Origin of the sequence: Pseudomonas sp. TNT2022 ID642 (genome assembly GCF_028656995.1) — a bacterium.
Classification (GTDB): domain Bacteria; phylum Pseudomonadota; class Gammaproteobacteria; order Pseudomonadales; family Pseudomonadaceae; genus Aquipseudomonas.
The window spans coordinates 511,213-526,458 of sequence record NZ_JAMDGW010000007.1 but is presented as its reverse complement, the minus strand read 5'-3'; the positions used below and the strand labels follow the sequence as shown (position 1 = coordinate 526,458).

General features: G+C 59.5%; 12 protein-coding genes. 6 read left to right on the top strand and 6 right to left on the bottom strand.

Annotation, left to right across the window (positions count from 1 at the left end):
* Nucleotides 1-159: 159 nt before the first annotated feature.
* The gene (locus M5G26_RS08160; protein WP_186624269.1) at nucleotides 160-516 is read right to left on the bottom strand and encodes a hypothetical protein; all 357 of its coding nucleotides are present in this window, start codon (nucleotides 514-516) and stop codon (nucleotides 160-162) included.
* A 285-nt stretch (nucleotides 517-801) separates the two neighbouring features.
* Here M5G26_RS08160 and M5G26_RS08155 point away from each other — a divergent pair, with 285 nt between their 5' ends.
* Complete coding sequence (locus tag M5G26_RS08155; protein WP_273914966.1) at nucleotides 802-2,196, top strand: hypothetical protein; 1,395 nt, start codon at nucleotides 802-804, stop codon at nucleotides 2,194-2,196.
* A gap of 480 nt (nucleotides 2,197-2,676) precedes the next feature.
* Nucleotides 2,677-7,572, top strand: coding sequence for an NAD-glutamate dehydrogenase (locus M5G26_RS08150; RefSeq protein WP_134173633.1), 4,896 nt, complete (start codon nucleotides 2,677-2,679; stop codon nucleotides 7,570-7,572).
* 165 nt (nucleotides 7,573-7,737) lie between these two features.
* Here M5G26_RS08150 and M5G26_RS08145 read toward each other — a convergent pair whose 3' ends face one another.
* The 4 genes from M5G26_RS08145 to pdxR all read right to left on the bottom strand — a co-directional run bounded on the left by M5G26_RS08145 (nucleotide 7,738) and on the right by pdxR (nucleotide 11,114).
* Complete coding sequence (locus tag M5G26_RS08145) at nucleotides 7,738-8,451, bottom strand: ATPase (RefSeq protein ID WP_273914965.1); 714 nt, start codon at nucleotides 8,449-8,451, stop codon at nucleotides 7,738-7,740.
* A 217-nt stretch (nucleotides 8,452-8,668) separates the two neighbouring features.
* Nucleotides 8,669-9,073 carry a cupin domain-containing protein gene (locus tag M5G26_RS08140; RefSeq protein ID WP_273914964.1) on the bottom strand — a complete coding sequence of 135 codons (405 nt, stop codon included), beginning with the start codon at nucleotides 9,071-9,073 and terminating at the stop codon, nucleotides 8,669-8,671.
* A 190-nt stretch (nucleotides 9,074-9,263) separates the two neighbouring features.
* Nucleotides 9,264-9,557, bottom strand: a complete 294-nt coding sequence (locus M5G26_RS08135) for a putative quinol monooxygenase (protein WP_016984406.1) — start codon at nucleotides 9,555-9,557, stop codon at nucleotides 9,264-9,266.
* Between the two features lie 123 nt (nucleotides 9,558-9,680).
* Nucleotides 9,681-11,114: a MocR-like pyridoxine biosynthesis transcription factor PdxR gene (gene pdxR, locus M5G26_RS08130; RefSeq protein WP_273914963.1), complete on the bottom strand. Its 1,434-nt coding sequence runs from the start codon at nucleotides 11,112-11,114 to the stop codon at nucleotides 9,681-9,683.
* A gap of 354 nt (nucleotides 11,115-11,468) precedes the next feature.
* Between pdxR and M5G26_RS08125 the strand changes: the two genes are divergently transcribed.
* The gene (locus M5G26_RS08125; protein ID WP_273914962.1) at nucleotides 11,469-11,909 is read left to right on the top strand and encodes a carboxymuconolactone decarboxylase family protein; all 441 of its coding nucleotides are present in this window, start codon (nucleotides 11,469-11,471) and stop codon (nucleotides 11,907-11,909) included.
* 129 nt (nucleotides 11,910-12,038) lie between these two features.
* Here the strand turns inward: M5G26_RS08125 and M5G26_RS08120 are convergent, their stop codons facing one another.
* On the bottom strand, nucleotides 12,039-12,353 hold the full coding sequence (locus tag M5G26_RS08120) for a hypothetical protein (RefSeq protein ID WP_095050124.1): 315 nt from the start codon (nucleotides 12,351-12,353) through the stop codon (nucleotides 12,039-12,041).
* Between the two features lie 207 nt (nucleotides 12,354-12,560).
* Between M5G26_RS08120 and M5G26_RS08115 the strand changes: the two genes are divergently transcribed.
* Genes M5G26_RS08115 through M5G26_RS08105 form a run of 3 tightly spaced genes read left to right on the top strand, consistent with a single transcriptional unit; the run spans nucleotide 12,561 to nucleotide 14,744 of the window.
* Nucleotides 12,561-13,226, top strand: coding sequence for a secretin and TonB N-terminal domain-containing protein (locus M5G26_RS08115; RefSeq protein ID WP_095122850.1), 666 nt, complete (start codon nucleotides 12,561-12,563; stop codon nucleotides 13,224-13,226).
* Nucleotides 13,223-13,774, top strand: a complete 552-nt coding sequence (locus M5G26_RS08110; protein WP_007913935.1) for an RNA polymerase sigma factor — start codon at nucleotides 13,223-13,225, stop codon at nucleotides 13,772-13,774. Before M5G26_RS08115 ends, M5G26_RS08110 begins: the two co-directional genes overlap by 4 nt.
* Nucleotides 13,775-13,805: 31 nt before the next feature.
* Nucleotides 13,806-14,744, top strand: coding sequence for a FecR family protein (locus M5G26_RS08105; RefSeq protein ID WP_273914961.1), 939 nt, complete (start codon nucleotides 13,806-13,808; stop codon nucleotides 14,742-14,744).
* Nucleotides 14,745-15,246: the final 502 nt, after the last annotated feature.

Sequence of the window (15,246 nt, the reverse complement as noted above, 5' to 3'; positions counted from 1 at the left end):
GCAGTGTGCTTGCATATTTATTGATATGTATGGTCTTTAAGTGTTTAAGGTTTTCAGCGAAAGTTGAAGCGAAACGCCCGTTACAGGACTGACAGTGGCGTGGCGCATTTTACTTGGGCACCATCGCCACTCAATTTACGTTTGGGATAGCAGGCCTGATCAGCCTAGCTCACTGACATAGGTGCCAGTCCCATCAAGGATATTCTTCAGGGTCTCCTCAACCTCATCCAGATCCACCATATCCGGGTTAAAGGTGATCTCCAGCACATCATCCCCATTCAACGCATCGGCATCCGCCGCTGCAATCTCGATCTTCAGCAGCGTCGAGGTCAAAGTAACTTTCACCCCATCAAGCGTCGAAGGCTCGCCATCCAGCGTAATCTCCAGCTCGTCCTCGTCCGGATAGCGGCTCATCAGGAACATGTCGCCCTTGTCGCTGTGGCAGCAGAGCATGGCCATGTTGTCTTCTTCGTCATCGCACGGGTTGACGATGAGTAGGGCGGTGGTCATTTGCATGAGGGGATTCCTGGTTGAGCGGGCGCGGCAGGCGGGACGCAAAAAAGGCGATTTTGCCAGCCTCAAGAAAATTCTGCTGCACATCATTGAGCCAAGGCGTGCTCTTAAGGACATTTCCTCACGGCGGGTACGAATTGTCCGACGGCCTCGTAGGGTTTCAGAAAAGGCGATGGATGGCGCAAGTTAGAGGTGTTTTCGCTTGTTTTTGCGGCTTTTTCCCGGCAGATTTTATTGCTCAAACGCAAGGGAGTGCGATGGACGACATGATAAAAAGGATCTCTTTTGATGAAGCAGTATTTCGAATGGGCGCAAGAAATCCGCCATCTGTCCGAAGAGCAGGTTGAAGCGCTTTACCAGCGCTACCTCAATGGCGAAAAAACTGCTGACTTGATCGATGAGTACAAGCTCGCGGACACAGTGCGCAGTGTGCTGAAAGTGTTGCCACCGATTGTCAGCGCCGACCTGAGATGCCCATATTGCGATTTGCCGATGTGGATGCGCCGGCCTGCCCGCGGCACCCCGGTTTCCCTGCGCAGCGCTTACAAATGTGTGAATTGCGAGCATCAATACTTCACCGCCGGTTTTGGCTCGCGACGCAACGTGTGTGGTTGTGATGCCTGTGTCCGGCTGCGCAAACAGCAAATCGCCGATCAGGCCGAACGTGACCGCAGCGATCTAGCCATGCGCTACGGCACACCACGCCCACCCGTGCCCTTTACCAGTCTTGGATTCCAGCAAAAACTTGCTCTGCTGGCGTTACTGGATGACGGCGGCCAAGGCGCAGGCGAACGCATTGCCGCGCTTGATGCTGAACTCAGAGGAGAAAAGCTCACGTCCACTGACACTTTCAGTGAGGAGTTGGTGAAAGGCCTGCACGAGGCGGGCGCCTTGCAGGTCGATACGGCATCGGACATTCGGGCGTTCAATCGGGCCGACGATTTCAGCATCAGCACTTATTCGACCATTTACTGGCGAGCCAACGTCGCACTGGAAGAAGGCGTGCGCTGCACGCGCGATACGCTCTACCTCGCGCTGTACGAAGAGTTGTCCGGGCCTGTGCTGCCAGGATGGAAACGTGAGTTGTATGCATTGATCTTCAGGCTCGCGCGGGAGGAATCGATTCAATACGTTCACTTGCTGGCCAATCAGGTAGGTATGGCGTTCACCGCCGAAGCCCGCGCCGACTCGGTGATCGGCACTTTGCTGCAGAACTTCTCGGTCAGCCAGATCTACTACTTCGCCAGAGTGGCGGTGAAAAGTGCAGCACACTTCTATGCCACCGGAAATTCCAAGGGCCGCACTCACGCCTCGAACACCATTCCGCGCAACATGCAGAGCACCGCGCAACTCGCCTTGGCGGAGAACTGGCGCAAGGACAGCTACCGCGATTCGCGCGTGCCGCAGCCGGCCATGACCCGCCTGCTTTACGATGTCGTGTTCAAGGATAGCGGCGCCGGTTTTTCCAAGTCGCCGGGGCTGTTCTGGCGAGACGAATTTGTGCCTCGGTTTCTCACAGGCTCGCCGATCGCCGCGCCGCAATTCGACCATCCGCAGCTGTTCTGCCGCGAGTGCGACTCCAACAACATCGACGCCAGCATGGATAAATTGACCCTGCAGATGCAGTGCTACGACTGCGCCACCGTGAGCAAATTTCGCGCTTACGAAGAGTTGCCCGACTGATCCGCGTCAACCGCTGACGCTGAACCCGATGCCACGCTCAAGGTCGATAGAACGGCCTTGGGCGTTTTCGTTTCTGGATATGTAAGGGCAAAAGGTCTGCATCTGGGACGGATGTCCCGTAAATCCGGGCATGCAACCCGGCGTTTTCCGCCACGACTGCTAGTGTTTACCGGTGCGAAACCCTCGGTTTACGTGCCAATGACCGAATATGTCGCAGCACCGCAAGCAGACACATTGTCGCACCCTTTAAGCTGCGCAACGGATGAGCACCCGTAAAGGCATTGTCGGCACCGCTGGCAGTCGCTTTTGCAGATGCCCATTCAATGGAAGGTGAATGTGACCTGAGTGTCCCGTCCAGCTTCACCCACCTGTCCCCCTGTTTCCTCTGCCCGAGAATCAGGAACAGGGTGACACAAGCCCCGAAAGGGGTGTTGCACGCGACGCTTTCCATCAATAACAAGCTTAAGCGGAGTACCACAGATGGCGTTCTTCACCGCAGCCAGCAAAGCCGACTTCCAGCACCAACTGCAAGCGGCACTGGCGCAGCACATCAGTGAACAGGCACTGCCACAAGTGGCGCTGTTCGCTGAACAATTCTTCGGCATCATTTCCCTGGACGAGCTGACTCAGCGTCGCCTCTCCGACCTCGCTGGCTGTACTCTTTCTGCGTGGCGCCTGCTTGAGCGCTTCGATCACGCCCAACCGCAAGTGCGCGTCTACAACCCTGATTACGAGCGTCATGGCTGGCAGTCGACCCACACCGCGGTCGAAGTGCTGCACCATGACCTGCCATTCCTCGTCGACTCGGTCCGCACCGAACTGAACCGCCGCGGCTACAGCATCCATACCCTGCAAACCACCGTGCTCAGCGTACGTCGTGGCAGCAAGGGCGAGTTGCTGGAAATCCTGCCAAAAGGCAGCACCGGCGAAGGCGTGCTGCACGAGTCGCTGATGTACCTGGAAATCGACCGCTGCGCCAACGCGGCCGAACTGAATGTGCTGAGCAAAGAGCTGGAACAGGTTCTCGGTGAAGTCCGCGTTGCGGTCGCCGATTTCGAGCCGATGAAAGCCAAGGTGCAGGAAATCCTCACCAAGCTCGACAACAGCGCGTTCGCCGTCGATGCCGACGAAAAGAACGAAATCAAAAGCTTCCTGGAATGGCTGGTGGGCAACCACTTCACCTTCCTCGGCTACGAAGAGTTCGTGGTCACCGATCAGGCCGATGGCGGCCACATCGAGTACGACCAGAACTCTTTCCTCGGCCTGACCAAACTGCTGCGCACCGGCCTGACCTACGAAGACCTGCGCATCGAAGACTACGCCGTTGCCTACCTGCGCGAACCGACCCTGCTGTCGTTCGCCAAGGCTGCGCATCCAAGCCGCGTTCACCGTCCGGCGTACCCGGATTATGTGTCGATCCGTGAAATCGACGCTGACGGCAAAGTCATCAAGGAACACCGTTTCATGGGCCTGTACACCTCGTCGGTGTATGGCGAGAGCGTGCGGGTCATCCCGTTCATCCGCCGCAAGGTCGAAGAAATCGAAACGCGCTCCGGCTTCCAGTCCAAGGCTCACTTGGGCAAGGAACTGGCGCAGGTGCTTGAAGTACTGCCGCGTGATGACCTGTTCCAGACCCCGGTCGACGAACTGTTCACCACCGTCATGTCGATCGTGCAGATCCAGGAACGCAACAAGATCCGCGTGTTCCTGCGCAAAGACCCGTACGGTCGTTTCTGCTACTGCCTGGCCTACGTGCCACGCGACATCTACTCCACCGAAGTTCGCCAGAAGATCCAGCAAGTATTGATGGAGCGCCTGAAGGCTTCCGATTGCGAATTCTGGACGTTCTTCTCCGAGTCGGTACTGGCGCGCGTGCAGTTGATCCTGCGTGTCGACCCGAAAAACCGTCTCGACATCGACCCGGTGTTGCTGGAAAAAGAAGTCGTGCAAGCCTGCCGCAGCTGGCAGGACGATTACGCCGCACTGACCGTCGAAAGCTTCGGCGAAGCCCACGGCACCAACGTGCTGGCCGACTTCCCGAAAGGCTTCCCGGCTGGTTACCGCGAGCGTTTCGCTGCGCATTCGGCCGTGGTCGACATGCAGCACCTGCTGAGCCTCAACGAAAAAAATCCGCTGGTGATGAGCTTCTATCAGCCGCTCGGTCAGGTCTCCGGCCAGCGCGAGCTGCATTGCAAGCTGTACCACGCCGACACCCCGCTGGCGCTGTCCGACGTCTTGCCGATTCTGGAAAACCTCGGCCTGCGCGTGCTGGGTGAATTCCCGTACCGTCTGCGTCACACCAATGGCCGCGAGTTCTGGATTCACGACTTCGCGTTCACTGCCGCTGAAGGTCTGGATCTCGACATCCAGCAACTCAACGACACCCTGCAGGACGCCTTCGTCCACATCGTTCGCGGCGACGCCGAAAACGATGCGTTCAACCGTCTGGTACTGACCGCCGGCCTGCCATGGCGCGACGTGGCGCTGCTGCGTGCTTACGCGCGTTACCTGAAGCAGATTCGTCTGGGCTTCGACCTGGGTTACATCGCCAGCACCCTGAACAACCACACCGACATCGCTCGCGAGCTGACCCGGTTGTTCAAGACCCGCTTCTATCTGGCGCGCAAACTCAGCGACGACGATCTGGAAGACAAGCAACTGCGCCTGGAGCAAGCGATTCTGACCGCGCTGGACGACGTCCAGGTGCTCAACGAAGACCGCATCCTGCGTCGTTACCTCGACCTGATCAAAGCCACGCTGCGCACCAACTTCTATCAGACTGACGCCAACGGCCAGAACAAGTCGTACTTCAGCTTCAAGTTCAACCCGCACGCGATCCCTGAACTGCCGAAGCCAGTGCCGAAGTTCGAAATCTTCGTTTACTCGCCACGCGTCGAAGGCGTGCACCTGCGCTTCGGTAACGTAGCCCGTGGTGGTCTGCGCTGGTCCGACCGTGAAGAAGACTTCCGTACCGAAGTCCTCGGCTTGGTTAAAGCTCAACAAGTGAAGAACTCGGTCATCGTGCCAGTGGGCGCGAAGGGCGGCTTCCTGCCGCGTCGCCTGCCACTGGGCGGCAGCCGTGACGAGATCGCGGCCGAGGGCATCGCCTGCTATCGCATCTTCATCTCGGGCCTGTTGGACATCACCGACAACCTGAAAGACGGCGCGCTGGTACCGCCATTGAACGTGGTTCGCCACGACGATGACGACCCGTACCTGGTAGTGGCTGCGGACAAGGGCACTGCAACCTTCTCCGACATCGCCAACGGCATCGCCATCGACTACGGCTTCTGGCTGGGTGACGCGTTTGCGTCCGGTGGTTCGGCCGGTTATGACCACAAGAAAATGGGCATTACCGCCAAAGGCGCGTGGGTTGGCGTACAACGTCACTTCCGCGAGCGCGGCATCAATGTTCAGGAAGACAGCATCACTGTTGTCGGCGTCGGCGATATGGCCGGTGACGTGTTCGGTAACGGTCTGTTGATGTCCGACAAGCTGCAACTGGTCGCTGCCTTCAACCACATGCACATTTTCATCGACCCGAACCCGAACCCGGCGACCAGCTTCGTCGAGCGTCAGCGCATGTTCGATCTGCCGCGTTCGGCCTGGACCGACTACGACACCAGCATCATGTCCGAAGGTGGCGGTATCTTCTCGCGCAGCGCGAAGAGCATCGCGATCTCCCCGCAGATGCAGGAACGCTTCGACATCAAGGCCGACAAGCTGACCCCGACCGAACTGCTGAACGCCTTGCTCAAGGCGCCGGTGGATCTGCTGTGGAACGGCGGTATCGGTACTTATGTGAAAGCGAGCACCGAGAGCCACGCCGATGTCGGCGACAAGGCCAACGATGCACTGCGCGTGAACGGCAACGAGCTGCGCTGCAAAGTCGTGGGCGAGGGCGGTAACCTCGGCATGACCCAACTGGGTCGTGTGGAGTTCGGTCTGAATGGCGGCGGCTCCAACACCGACTTCATCGACAACGCCGGTGGCGTGGACTGCTCCGACCACGAAGTGAACATCAAGATCCTGCTGAACGAAGTGGTTCAGGCCGGTGACATGACCGACAAGCAACGCAACCAGTTGCTGGCGAGCATGACCGACGAAGTCGGCAATCTGGTGCTGGGCAACAACTACAAGCAGACTCAGGCCCTGTCCCTGGCGGCGCGCCGTGCTTACGAGCGCATCGCTGAGTACAAGCGTCTGATGGGTGATCTGGAAGGCCGTGGCAAGCTGGACCGTGCCATCGAGTTCCTGCCGACTGAAGAGCAGATCAACGAGCGCATTGCCGAAGGCCATGGTCTGACCCGTCCTGAGCTGTCGGTACTGATCTCGTACAGCAAAATCGACCTCAAAGAGCAGCTGCTGGGCTCGTTGGTGCCGGACGACGATTACCTGACCCGCGACATGGAAACGGCGTTCCCGCCGTCTCTGGTCAGCAAGTTCTCCGAAGCCATGCGTCGTCACCGTCTGAAGCGCGAGATCGTCAGCACCCAGATCGCCAACGACCTGGTCAACCACATGGGCATCACCTTCGTTCAACGACTCAAAGAGTCGACCGGCATGAGCCCGGCGAACGTCGCTGGCGCTTATGTGATCGTGCGCGACATCTTCCACCTCCCGCACTGGTTCCGTCAGATCGAAGCGCTGGACTACCAAGTCAGCGCTGACGTGCAGCTGGAGCTGATGGACGAACTGATGCGTCTGGGCCGTCGCGCTACGCGCTGGTTCCTGCGTGCCCGTCGCAACGAGCAGAACGCTGCCCGTGACGTCGCGCATTTCGGTCCGCACCTGAAAGAGCTGGGCCTGAAACTCGACGAACTGCTGAGCGGCGAAATCCGTGAAAACTGGCAGGCGCGTTATCAGGCTTACGTCGAAGCCGGTGTCCCGGAATTGCTGGCGCGTATGGTTGCGGGCACCTCGCACCTGTACACGCTGCTGCCGATCATCGAAGCCTCCGACGTGACTGGCCAGAACCCGGCCGAAGTGGCCAAGGCCTACTTCGCCGTGGGCAGTGCGCTGGACATCACCTGGTACCTGCAACAGATCAGCGCACTGCCGGTTGAAAACAACTGGCAAGCCCTGGCCCGTGAAGCGTTCCGCGATGACGTCGACTGGCAGCAACGTGCGATCACCATCTCCGTCCTGCAACAGGGCGACGGCACACTGGACGTTGAAGCACGTCTGGCGCTGTGGATGGAACAGCACGAAAGCATGATCTCGCGCTGGCGCGCCATGCTGGTGGAAATCCGCGCGGCAAGCGGCACGGACTACGCCATGTATGCCGTGGCCAACCGTGAACTGCTGGACCTGGCGTTGAGCGGGCAAGCGGTAGTGCCTGCGGCTGCTGCGAATGCCGAGCTTGAACTGGCGTAAGTAGTGGTTGAATGAAAAAGCCCCGGTGTCGTGAGATGCCGGGGCTTTTTTCTGTCTGAGGGTTTTGTGTTGTCAGGTCTGGCCCCTTCGCGAGCAGGCTCGCTCCCACAGGGGTAATGCATTTCAAATGTGGGAGCGAGCCTGCTCGCGAAAGGGCCCTTACATTCAATACAACTTCTGACCTTGTTTACCATCCAGCATCGACACTTTATCTGCAGGTCTGGCGACTAAATTGTTGAGCGACTGGTCAAACTTCTGCAACGCCCGAACTTGCACATCCTGCTGCTGATTAATATCCGCCACAATCTCTTCCGACCGCTTGAAGTCCGCCCACACCGGCGTCAATTCTCTCGCCTCGGAGCCTTTCGCCGTACCGATATAGTTCAACCGCGCATCATAAAAATCGGCACTGACATCAGCTTTGATGTCGGAACTGCGCGAAGTAATCAACTGGCTATGAGTATCGACGATTGCCACCACATCCGGCCGGGCCGCACGCATGCTCTGCATGTCCGGATACACCGTCACTGAGCCAAACTGGCGTTGCAGCGAGGCATTGACCCATTCCACCGCCATGTCCGGTTTCGAGCTGGCGACGTAGGCGTCGTGGATTGGTTGCACCAGCAGGCTCTGGCCGAAACCGGTGCCGGCGTTGGCTTGGTAGTCGCGCAGGTATTCGCGGTTGGTCTGGGTGCTTGGGCTGTAGATCACGCCCAAGGACACGCCGGGACCGCTTTTCACTTGCGTGGCGTTGCTGCGGCCGGTGGGATGGGGGAGCAGGGTGTCCAGTGAGGAAACTGCTTGAGGCGCGGTGGGTACCGAACAGGCTGACAGAGCTAAAACCGATATTGCCAGTGCACTGGTGAACGCAAGTTTCATGGTGTTTCTCCCGTGAAACAACATCAGTCGGAAAGTTTGAAATGTCGTCGGTGACGACAGTTAATTCAGACTAAACCCGCCAAGCTGACAATTTGCTGTAATAAAACATAAGCAATAGTTTGATTGGCTTTAACCCGTAGCAGCTAATTACGCAGGGAAATAAAAAGGCGCCAATCGTCGATTTGCGCCCGTTTAGTTATGGCTGTTTAACCAGCCATCAGTTTTTCAGCGGGATCAACACTTGTTCATCCGGGGCCAGGACCATGAAGACCAGCAACTTCGCAGGTTTGCTTTGGCTGGCATTTTTCGACACCAGATGCTCGGAGCCGGCCGGTTCGTACCAGTACTGGCCCTTTTTGTAGGTGATCGGTTGTTCACCTTTGACCTGGGAAATCACTTCACCTTCGAGCACGTAGGCCATCGCGGTGCCGTCGTGTTTGTGGGCAACGGAGGACTGGCCGGGTTTGTAGTCGACCTCGATCATCATGGCTTTTTTGCCCGGGGCGTTTTTCAGCATCTGGTCTTGCAGGACGGTGATTTTTTCCGACGGGTCGTGGGCGAAAGCGGCTGGCGTGCAGAGGCTGAAGGTGAGCGCAGCGGCGAGAAAGGGCAGGGCTTTCATGGCGGGTTACCTGTGATGGCTGGGGGGGCAATCACAGTAGTCCGCAGGGTGGCGCATTCAAATGGCCAATATTCGGGAAGATCAGGTGACCAATTCAGATGCCCCAAAAATCAAAAGATCGCAGCCTTCGGCAGCTCCTACAGGGGGCGGTGTAGGAGCTGCCGAAGGCTGCGATCTTTTGATCTTGCTTTTAAACAATAGGAAAGCTGTTGAAATCCACGCTATTGGCCAGCCGACTATCGATCAGGTCAATAAACCCCTGCGCCTCGGGCCGGTTGAAATGCGCCTGCATCGCCGCTTCCGATTGCCAGCGGGCACTGACCGTCCAGCGGTGGCTGTCCTCGGGGCAGCGGTCGACCAGGTAAGAATCGCAGCCCGGGGTTTCGCGCAGGGTTTCGACGATTTTCTGCAGTTGCCTGCCCAGTTCATCCGAGCGGCCGGCGGCAGCCTGCACCTGCACCGTATTGATCACTTCGTTGGACATTGCTCACACTCCTGAATCAGGCCGGACGAATCCTGCTCATTGAGGGATAACGCCTGTGCAGAATAGGCCTGCACCCCCCGAACACCAATAACCAATCGGCGGTTAAATCTTTAGGCCAATCATTCAGGCAACTTGTTGCAGGATGTCGCGCAAGCGATCCAGGGCGATATCAATGTCCAGTGTTTCGATGGCACCGAAGCCGAAGTACAGACCGTTTTTCGCCGGTTGCTGATGATAAAAACCATTGATCGAGTACAGGCCGACTTCGACCTTTTTTGCCAGTTCGATCACCAGCGGCAGGTCGATCGGCACCTTGCAGAACACCGCCATATGGAAACCGGCGCTCGCCGGCACCGCTTCCAGCCAGGGCGCCAGATCGCTGGCCATGCGCACCAGAATCCGCTCGCGGCGTTGGGCGTAGATCGCGTGGCAGCGGCGGATATGCTTGAGCAGGCAGCCCTCGGCGATGAACTTGGCCAACGCCCATTGCGGCAGGGTCGAGGCGTGCAGATCGGTGAGCTGCTTGGCGCGGATCACCGCCTCAAGGATCGCCGGCGGCAGAATCGCATAGCCCAGACGCAACTCCGGCAGCAGGGTTTTCGAGAACGTGCCGACGTAAGCGACGATGCCGCGCTGGTCGAGATTGAACAGCGAATCGGTAGGCCGGCCTTCGTAGCGAAACTCACTGTCATAGTCGTCCTCGATGATGATCGCGCCCAGCTCATGGGCGCGAGCCAGCAAGGCTTCACGGCGCGCCTGACTCATCGGCATGCCCAGCGGGAACTGGTGTGACGGCGTGACATAAATGAGGCGCGTGCCATCGGGAATGTGTTCGACCTGAATGCCCTCGGCATCCACCGGAATCCCGACCACCTCGGCGCCGTGGGTGCCGAACAGCAGGCGTGCCGGCGGATAACCGGGATCTTCCATCGCCACCAGGCTGCCGGGGCTGATCAGTACGCGAGTGATCAGGTCCAGCGCCTGTTGCGCGCCGTTGCACACGACGATGTCTTCATCCTGACAGTTGATCCCGCGGGAAAACGCGATGTGCCGCGCAATCGCATTGCGCAGCGCCGGCAGGCCTTCGGCGACACTGTAGAAGCCCTTGGACTGGCCCATCTGACGCATCGCATGGGCGACGCAACGGCGCCAGTCATCCTGCGGAAACTGGCCCTTGCTGGTGGCGCCACCGATAAAGTCATAACGCAGCGAGCCTTCCAGCGTCGGATGGCGCAGAAACACCGGCAGATTGCGCCAGCTCTCGATCACTTCGGCGCTCGCCAGTTCGCTGTGGCTTTGCTTGCGCCGGACCTGTGCCGGGCGGGCGTTGACGTAAGTACCTTTGCCGATGACCCCGGTGAGGAAGTTTTCGTAGGTCAATTGCGCGTAGGTGTCGGAAATGGTCTTGCGCGAGATGCCCAGTTGCTCGGCCAGCAGGCGGCTGGGCGGCAACTGCGTGCCAGCGGCCAGACGCCCGGATTCAATGGCGCCGCGCAGTTGCTGGTACAACTGACCGGCAAGATCCTTGCGGCCGTTGATCACGACGTGAAGTTCCATACCGACGAGGCTCCCGAGGCTATTTGGCGTGCCCGCCAGATTACCGCTGTTGCGGGATCGGCAATAGTTGCCTACCCGAAAAACCCGAAATTGGCCCCAATCCCTGTAGGAGCTGCCGAAGGCTGCGATCTTTTGATTGATCGTTCCCACGCTCTGCGTGGTAACGCATCCCGTGACGCTCTGCGTCACAGTGGACGCGGAGCGTCCATGGCTGCATTCCCACGCGGAGCGTGGGAACGATCAGCGCGTAAAGGCAGGGGGCAGTGGTGTAGCGGTTTTCCGTGCAATTGGGGCTGTAATGCATCGCTGTCGGCGTTTACGGTGAACTCATTATTCCGTCTACCGAGAACCGCCATGTCCCCGCGCCTGGATTACTACAACGCTTCGCCCAAAGCGATGAAAGCGATGATTGCCATGGAGGCGCTGACCGCCAACCTCAGTATCGAACAACCGATACTGCAATTGATCCGGATCCGCGCCTCGCAGCTTAATGGCTGTGCGTTCTGCACCGATATGCACTCGGTGGATGCGCGGAGGGCCGGGGAGAGTGATCGGCGTTTGTATGCGATCGCGGTGTGGCGCGACAGCAACTTCTTCAACCCGCGTGAGCGTGCGGCGCTGGCCTGGGCCGAGGCGGTGACGTTGTTAGCCGAGAGTCGTGTGCCTGATGACGTTTATGAGCAGGCGCGCGAGCAATTCAGCGAAGGCGAACTGGTTGACCTGACCATGGCCGTCACGACCATCAACAGCTGGAACCGCCTCGCGGTGAGCTTCCGCCAAACCCCAAGCGATTGAGCTCGCAATGATCGTTCCCACGCTCTGCGTGGGAATGCAGCCCGGGACGCTCCGCGTCCCCTCCAAAGCCGAACGCGGAGCGCCCGTTGAGGCATTCCCACGCGGAGCGTGGGAACGATCGGTGGGGTGTCATTGCGGCGGACGTTGCGGTTTCACCGACGTGCCAAAGGTATTGCCCATCCGCGTGCTGGTTGCGGCTGGGGTCGCGAGGCCAACCTGATTCGGCGGCCGCTTATTCACCGGCACATTCATCGCCTCTTGATTCTTCTGCGCCGCCGCAGCGCCTTCCGGGTTGTTGCCCATCTGCTGGCTCAAACAGTCGTAATTCGGCGCCTTGTAACCGCCGACCGTCACCTCGACACAGCCCAACGGCTGCTCGGCATAAGCGCTCGACAGCGCCATCAACAACAGCCCGCCAAGGCTCAATCGCCACAGTGTGTTCATGCTCGCCTCCTGGCCGGCCCGACGGGGCCGCGCTATGGCTTGAGTCTAGTGCAAGCCTTGCGCAATTCCCGTGATGGTTTTTTTGCACCGCCCGTCACACCAGATTCATAAACAGCCCTCAGGATGACGATTTCCAAGGATTCGTCAGCCGTGCAGCGAGGCAATTCCACGGACGGTTTTCAGCGTTCAACGAGGCTTGTGCGCCGGATGTGTCTGGGGTGGCTGCTTGGCTGTGCGGCGGGCCACGCCATGGCCGACGCGGTGCCGGCGGACTTGCGCATGACGCTGCACATTCCGGCACAGGATCTGGCGCACGCGCTGGACCAGTACAGCCACGCCACGGGCGTTGCGGTGCTGGTCGACAGCCAGTTGAGTCGCGGTCGTCGCTCGCTGGCGGTGGACGGTGAATACACCGCCGCCGATGCCCTGCGTCGCTTGCTCGGCGGTAGTGGGTTGATGGCGCGGTATGCCCGGGACGATGCGTTTACGTTGCAAGTGGCGCAGGTCGAAGACGTGCCGGCGCCGCCGCAAAAACAGACGCCGGAAAGCGTCGCGGTCAACCGCAGTTACGCGACGGCGGTGCAAGCGGCGATCGAGCGCAACCTGTGCCGCTCGCCGCTGACCCGTCCGGGCAGTTATCGCGCGGTGTTGCAGGTCTGGGTTGGCCGTGACGGCTTGGTGCAGCACAACCGGTTGGTCACTTCGACCGGTGATGTACGGCGCGACAACGCGCTGGTGGAAAGCTTTCGCAACCTCAAAATCGATCGGCCGACGCCCAGCGCCTTGCGTCAGCCGGTCACGTTGCTGTTGTTACCGGAGTCGTCAGGGAAACGCATGGAATGCACCAAATGGGAAGGAGTTTCCGGGGGATGAAAGACACCGGACAAGGTTCGATGGTCCAACTGTTCCTGACGTCCTACGAGGACTTTCGGGTGCGCCTGCGCCGGCGTCTCGGCTCGGAAGATCTGGCCAACGACGTGCTGCACGAAACCTACCTGCGCGTTGATCGCATGGAGACGCCGCCGAACGTCCTGCGGCCCAATGCCTATCTCTATCGCATGGCCCTGAACATCGCCGCCGACCGCCGTCAGGCCGACGCGCGCCTGCTTACTGGCGAGGAAGTCGAAGAGCTGCTGCAAATCGGCGACGAAGCGCTGGACCCGGCGCGGGTAGTGGGCGGGCAGAAGGAGATCCAGTCGCTGCTCAGTGCGTTGTACGAGCTGCCTGCACGGCGCCGGAAGATCTTCATCGCGGCGCGTCTGGAAGAGGCGCCGCATCTGGAAATCTCGCAGCGTTTCGGCATTTCCACGCGCATGGTCGAGAAGGAAATCAAAGCCGCGTTGGGCTTCTGCGCCGCGAAACTGGAAAGAAAAGTGTTTCAGCGGTTCGGTCGCGGGGCCGGAAAACCGTCTTCTGAATAGTGCCCGATCAATTCGTTGAGAATCTGCGCGTTTGAACATCTTTCGACTGACACCTGCCGAGCCATCGGCGGCCGACCCTCTGCACAGCGAAGCCCGCGACTGGCTGGTCCTGCTGACCTCCGGCCGCGCCACCGTTGCTGACGCCCGCGCATTGCGCGAATGGTGCGCGCAGAGCGCCGAGCATGCCCGCGCGTTCGAAGAGGCCAAGCGGTTGTGGCAGCAGCTGCAACCGGCCGTGGAGCAAATGCAGGCGCCACGAGGGTTTGGTCGACGTGCTTTTCTCGGTGGGGCGATTGCTGCTTCGGCGGCGTTTTTGCTGGTGCGCGGGACGATTCCTGGTGGCTTCGAAGGGTTGGGCGCTGACTACATCACTGAAGTTGGCCAGCAGCGGCGTTTCGAACCGGTGCAGGGTGTGAGCCTGGAGCTGAATACTCAGACGCGGATCAATCAGCGTGCAGTGTCTGAGGGTGTGCAGGGTTTTGAGCTGGTCAGTGGTGAAGTTGAAGTGCAGACCGCGCGGTTGCCGTTGGCGATGCAGGCTGGGGGAGGGTGGTTGCGTGCCAGTCAGGGGCGTTTCAACTTGCGTAATACCGATCAGCAAGTCTGTGTGACTTGCCTTGATGGTGCGGTTGAAGTGGATGTTGAGGGGCGTAGTCTGCGTCTTGAACCGGGGCAGCAGGTGACCTATGACGCGCGGCAGGTTGGCAGTGTGCAGAGTGTCGACACGGCAGCGGTGATGAATTGGCGTCAGCAAGTGTTGGTGTTTAACGGCGCTACGCTGAGCCAGATGATTGATGAGATCAATCGGTATCGGCCGGGGATGTTGTTGTTGCTCAACCGCGAACTTGGCCAACGCCGCGTCCAAGCGCGCTTCAGCCTCGACCAACTTGCTGGCGTCGCACTGCTGATTCGTGATGCTTACGGCGTCAAATGCACCGAACTCCCTGGCGGAGTAGTCGTTTTGAGCTAGTGGGGTTGATCGTGTACATATCCGTTGCTGCGGTAACGGCGGCTTAGGGTTCCGCCCTTACGGCGGGTCACCTTTTCCAAACGCCGAAAAGGTAACCCAAAAGGCTTGCTCCTACGTGCGGCCCGCTCGCTGGGGCTCGGGGTTCCTTCGCTGCGGGATCGATCCGGGCGCAGCGCCTACGGTTTGCTTCGCTGCACCTCCTCTCGCTGTGTTTGGCTGCGCCAAACGGTCGCTGCGCTCCCACCCCCGGATCAATCCCTCCACTCAGCCTTCCGACGTCGCCCGTGGATCAAGATCAAGATCAAGAGCTGCAGCCGAGCTAACGCTCATCCTGTTGAGTGGGGCGGCTTTGCCGCTTGGGTTGTACGCACATTAAAAACTGTGGGAGCGAGCTTGCTCGCGAAGGCGGCCTGCCAGCCAACCTATCCCCAACTGACTCCACCCATTCCCACTGTGGGAGCGAGCCTGCTCGCGAAGGCGGCCTGCCAACCAACCAATCCCC

Bases quoted from the DNA above. Each gene is read 5' to 3' on its own strand.
- M5G26_RS08155 (WP_273914966.1), top strand. From the start codon at position 802: ATGAAGCAGTATTTCGAATGGGCGCAAGAAATCCGCCATCTGTCCGAA.
- M5G26_RS08135 (WP_016984406.1), bottom strand. From the start codon at position 9,557: ATGTCCAACGAAGTGATCAATACGGTGCAGGTGCAGGCTGCCGCCGGC.
- M5G26_RS08125 (WP_273914962.1), top strand. From the start codon at position 11,469: ATGTCCCCGCGCCTGGATTACTACAACGCTTCGCCCAAAGCGATGAAA.
- pdxR (WP_273914963.1), bottom strand. From the start codon at position 11,114: ATGGAACTTCACGTCGTGATCAACGGCCGCAAGGATCTTGCCGGTCAG.
- M5G26_RS08145 (WP_273914965.1), bottom strand. From the start codon at position 8,451: ATGAAACTTGCGTTCACCAGTGCACTGGCAATATCGGTTTTAGCTCTG.
- M5G26_RS08115 (WP_095122850.1), top strand. From the start codon at position 12,561: ATGTGTCTGGGGTGGCTGCTTGGCTGTGCGGCGGGCCACGCCATGGCC.
- M5G26_RS08150 (WP_134173633.1), top strand. From the start codon at position 2,677: ATGGCGTTCTTCACCGCAGCCAGCAAAGCCGACTTCCAGCACCAACTG.
- M5G26_RS08160 (WP_186624269.1), bottom strand. From the start codon at position 516: ATGCAAATGACCACCGCCCTACTCATCGTCAACCCGTGCGATGACGAA.
- M5G26_RS08110 (WP_007913935.1), top strand. From the start codon at position 13,223: ATGAAAGACACCGGACAAGGTTCGATGGTCCAACTGTTCCTGACGTCC.
- M5G26_RS08120 (WP_095050124.1), bottom strand. From the start codon at position 12,353: ATGAACACACTGTGGCGATTGAGCCTTGGCGGGCTGTTGTTGATGGCG.
- M5G26_RS08140 (WP_273914964.1), bottom strand. From the start codon at position 9,073: ATGAAAGCCCTGCCCTTTCTCGCCGCTGCGCTCACCTTCAGCCTCTGC.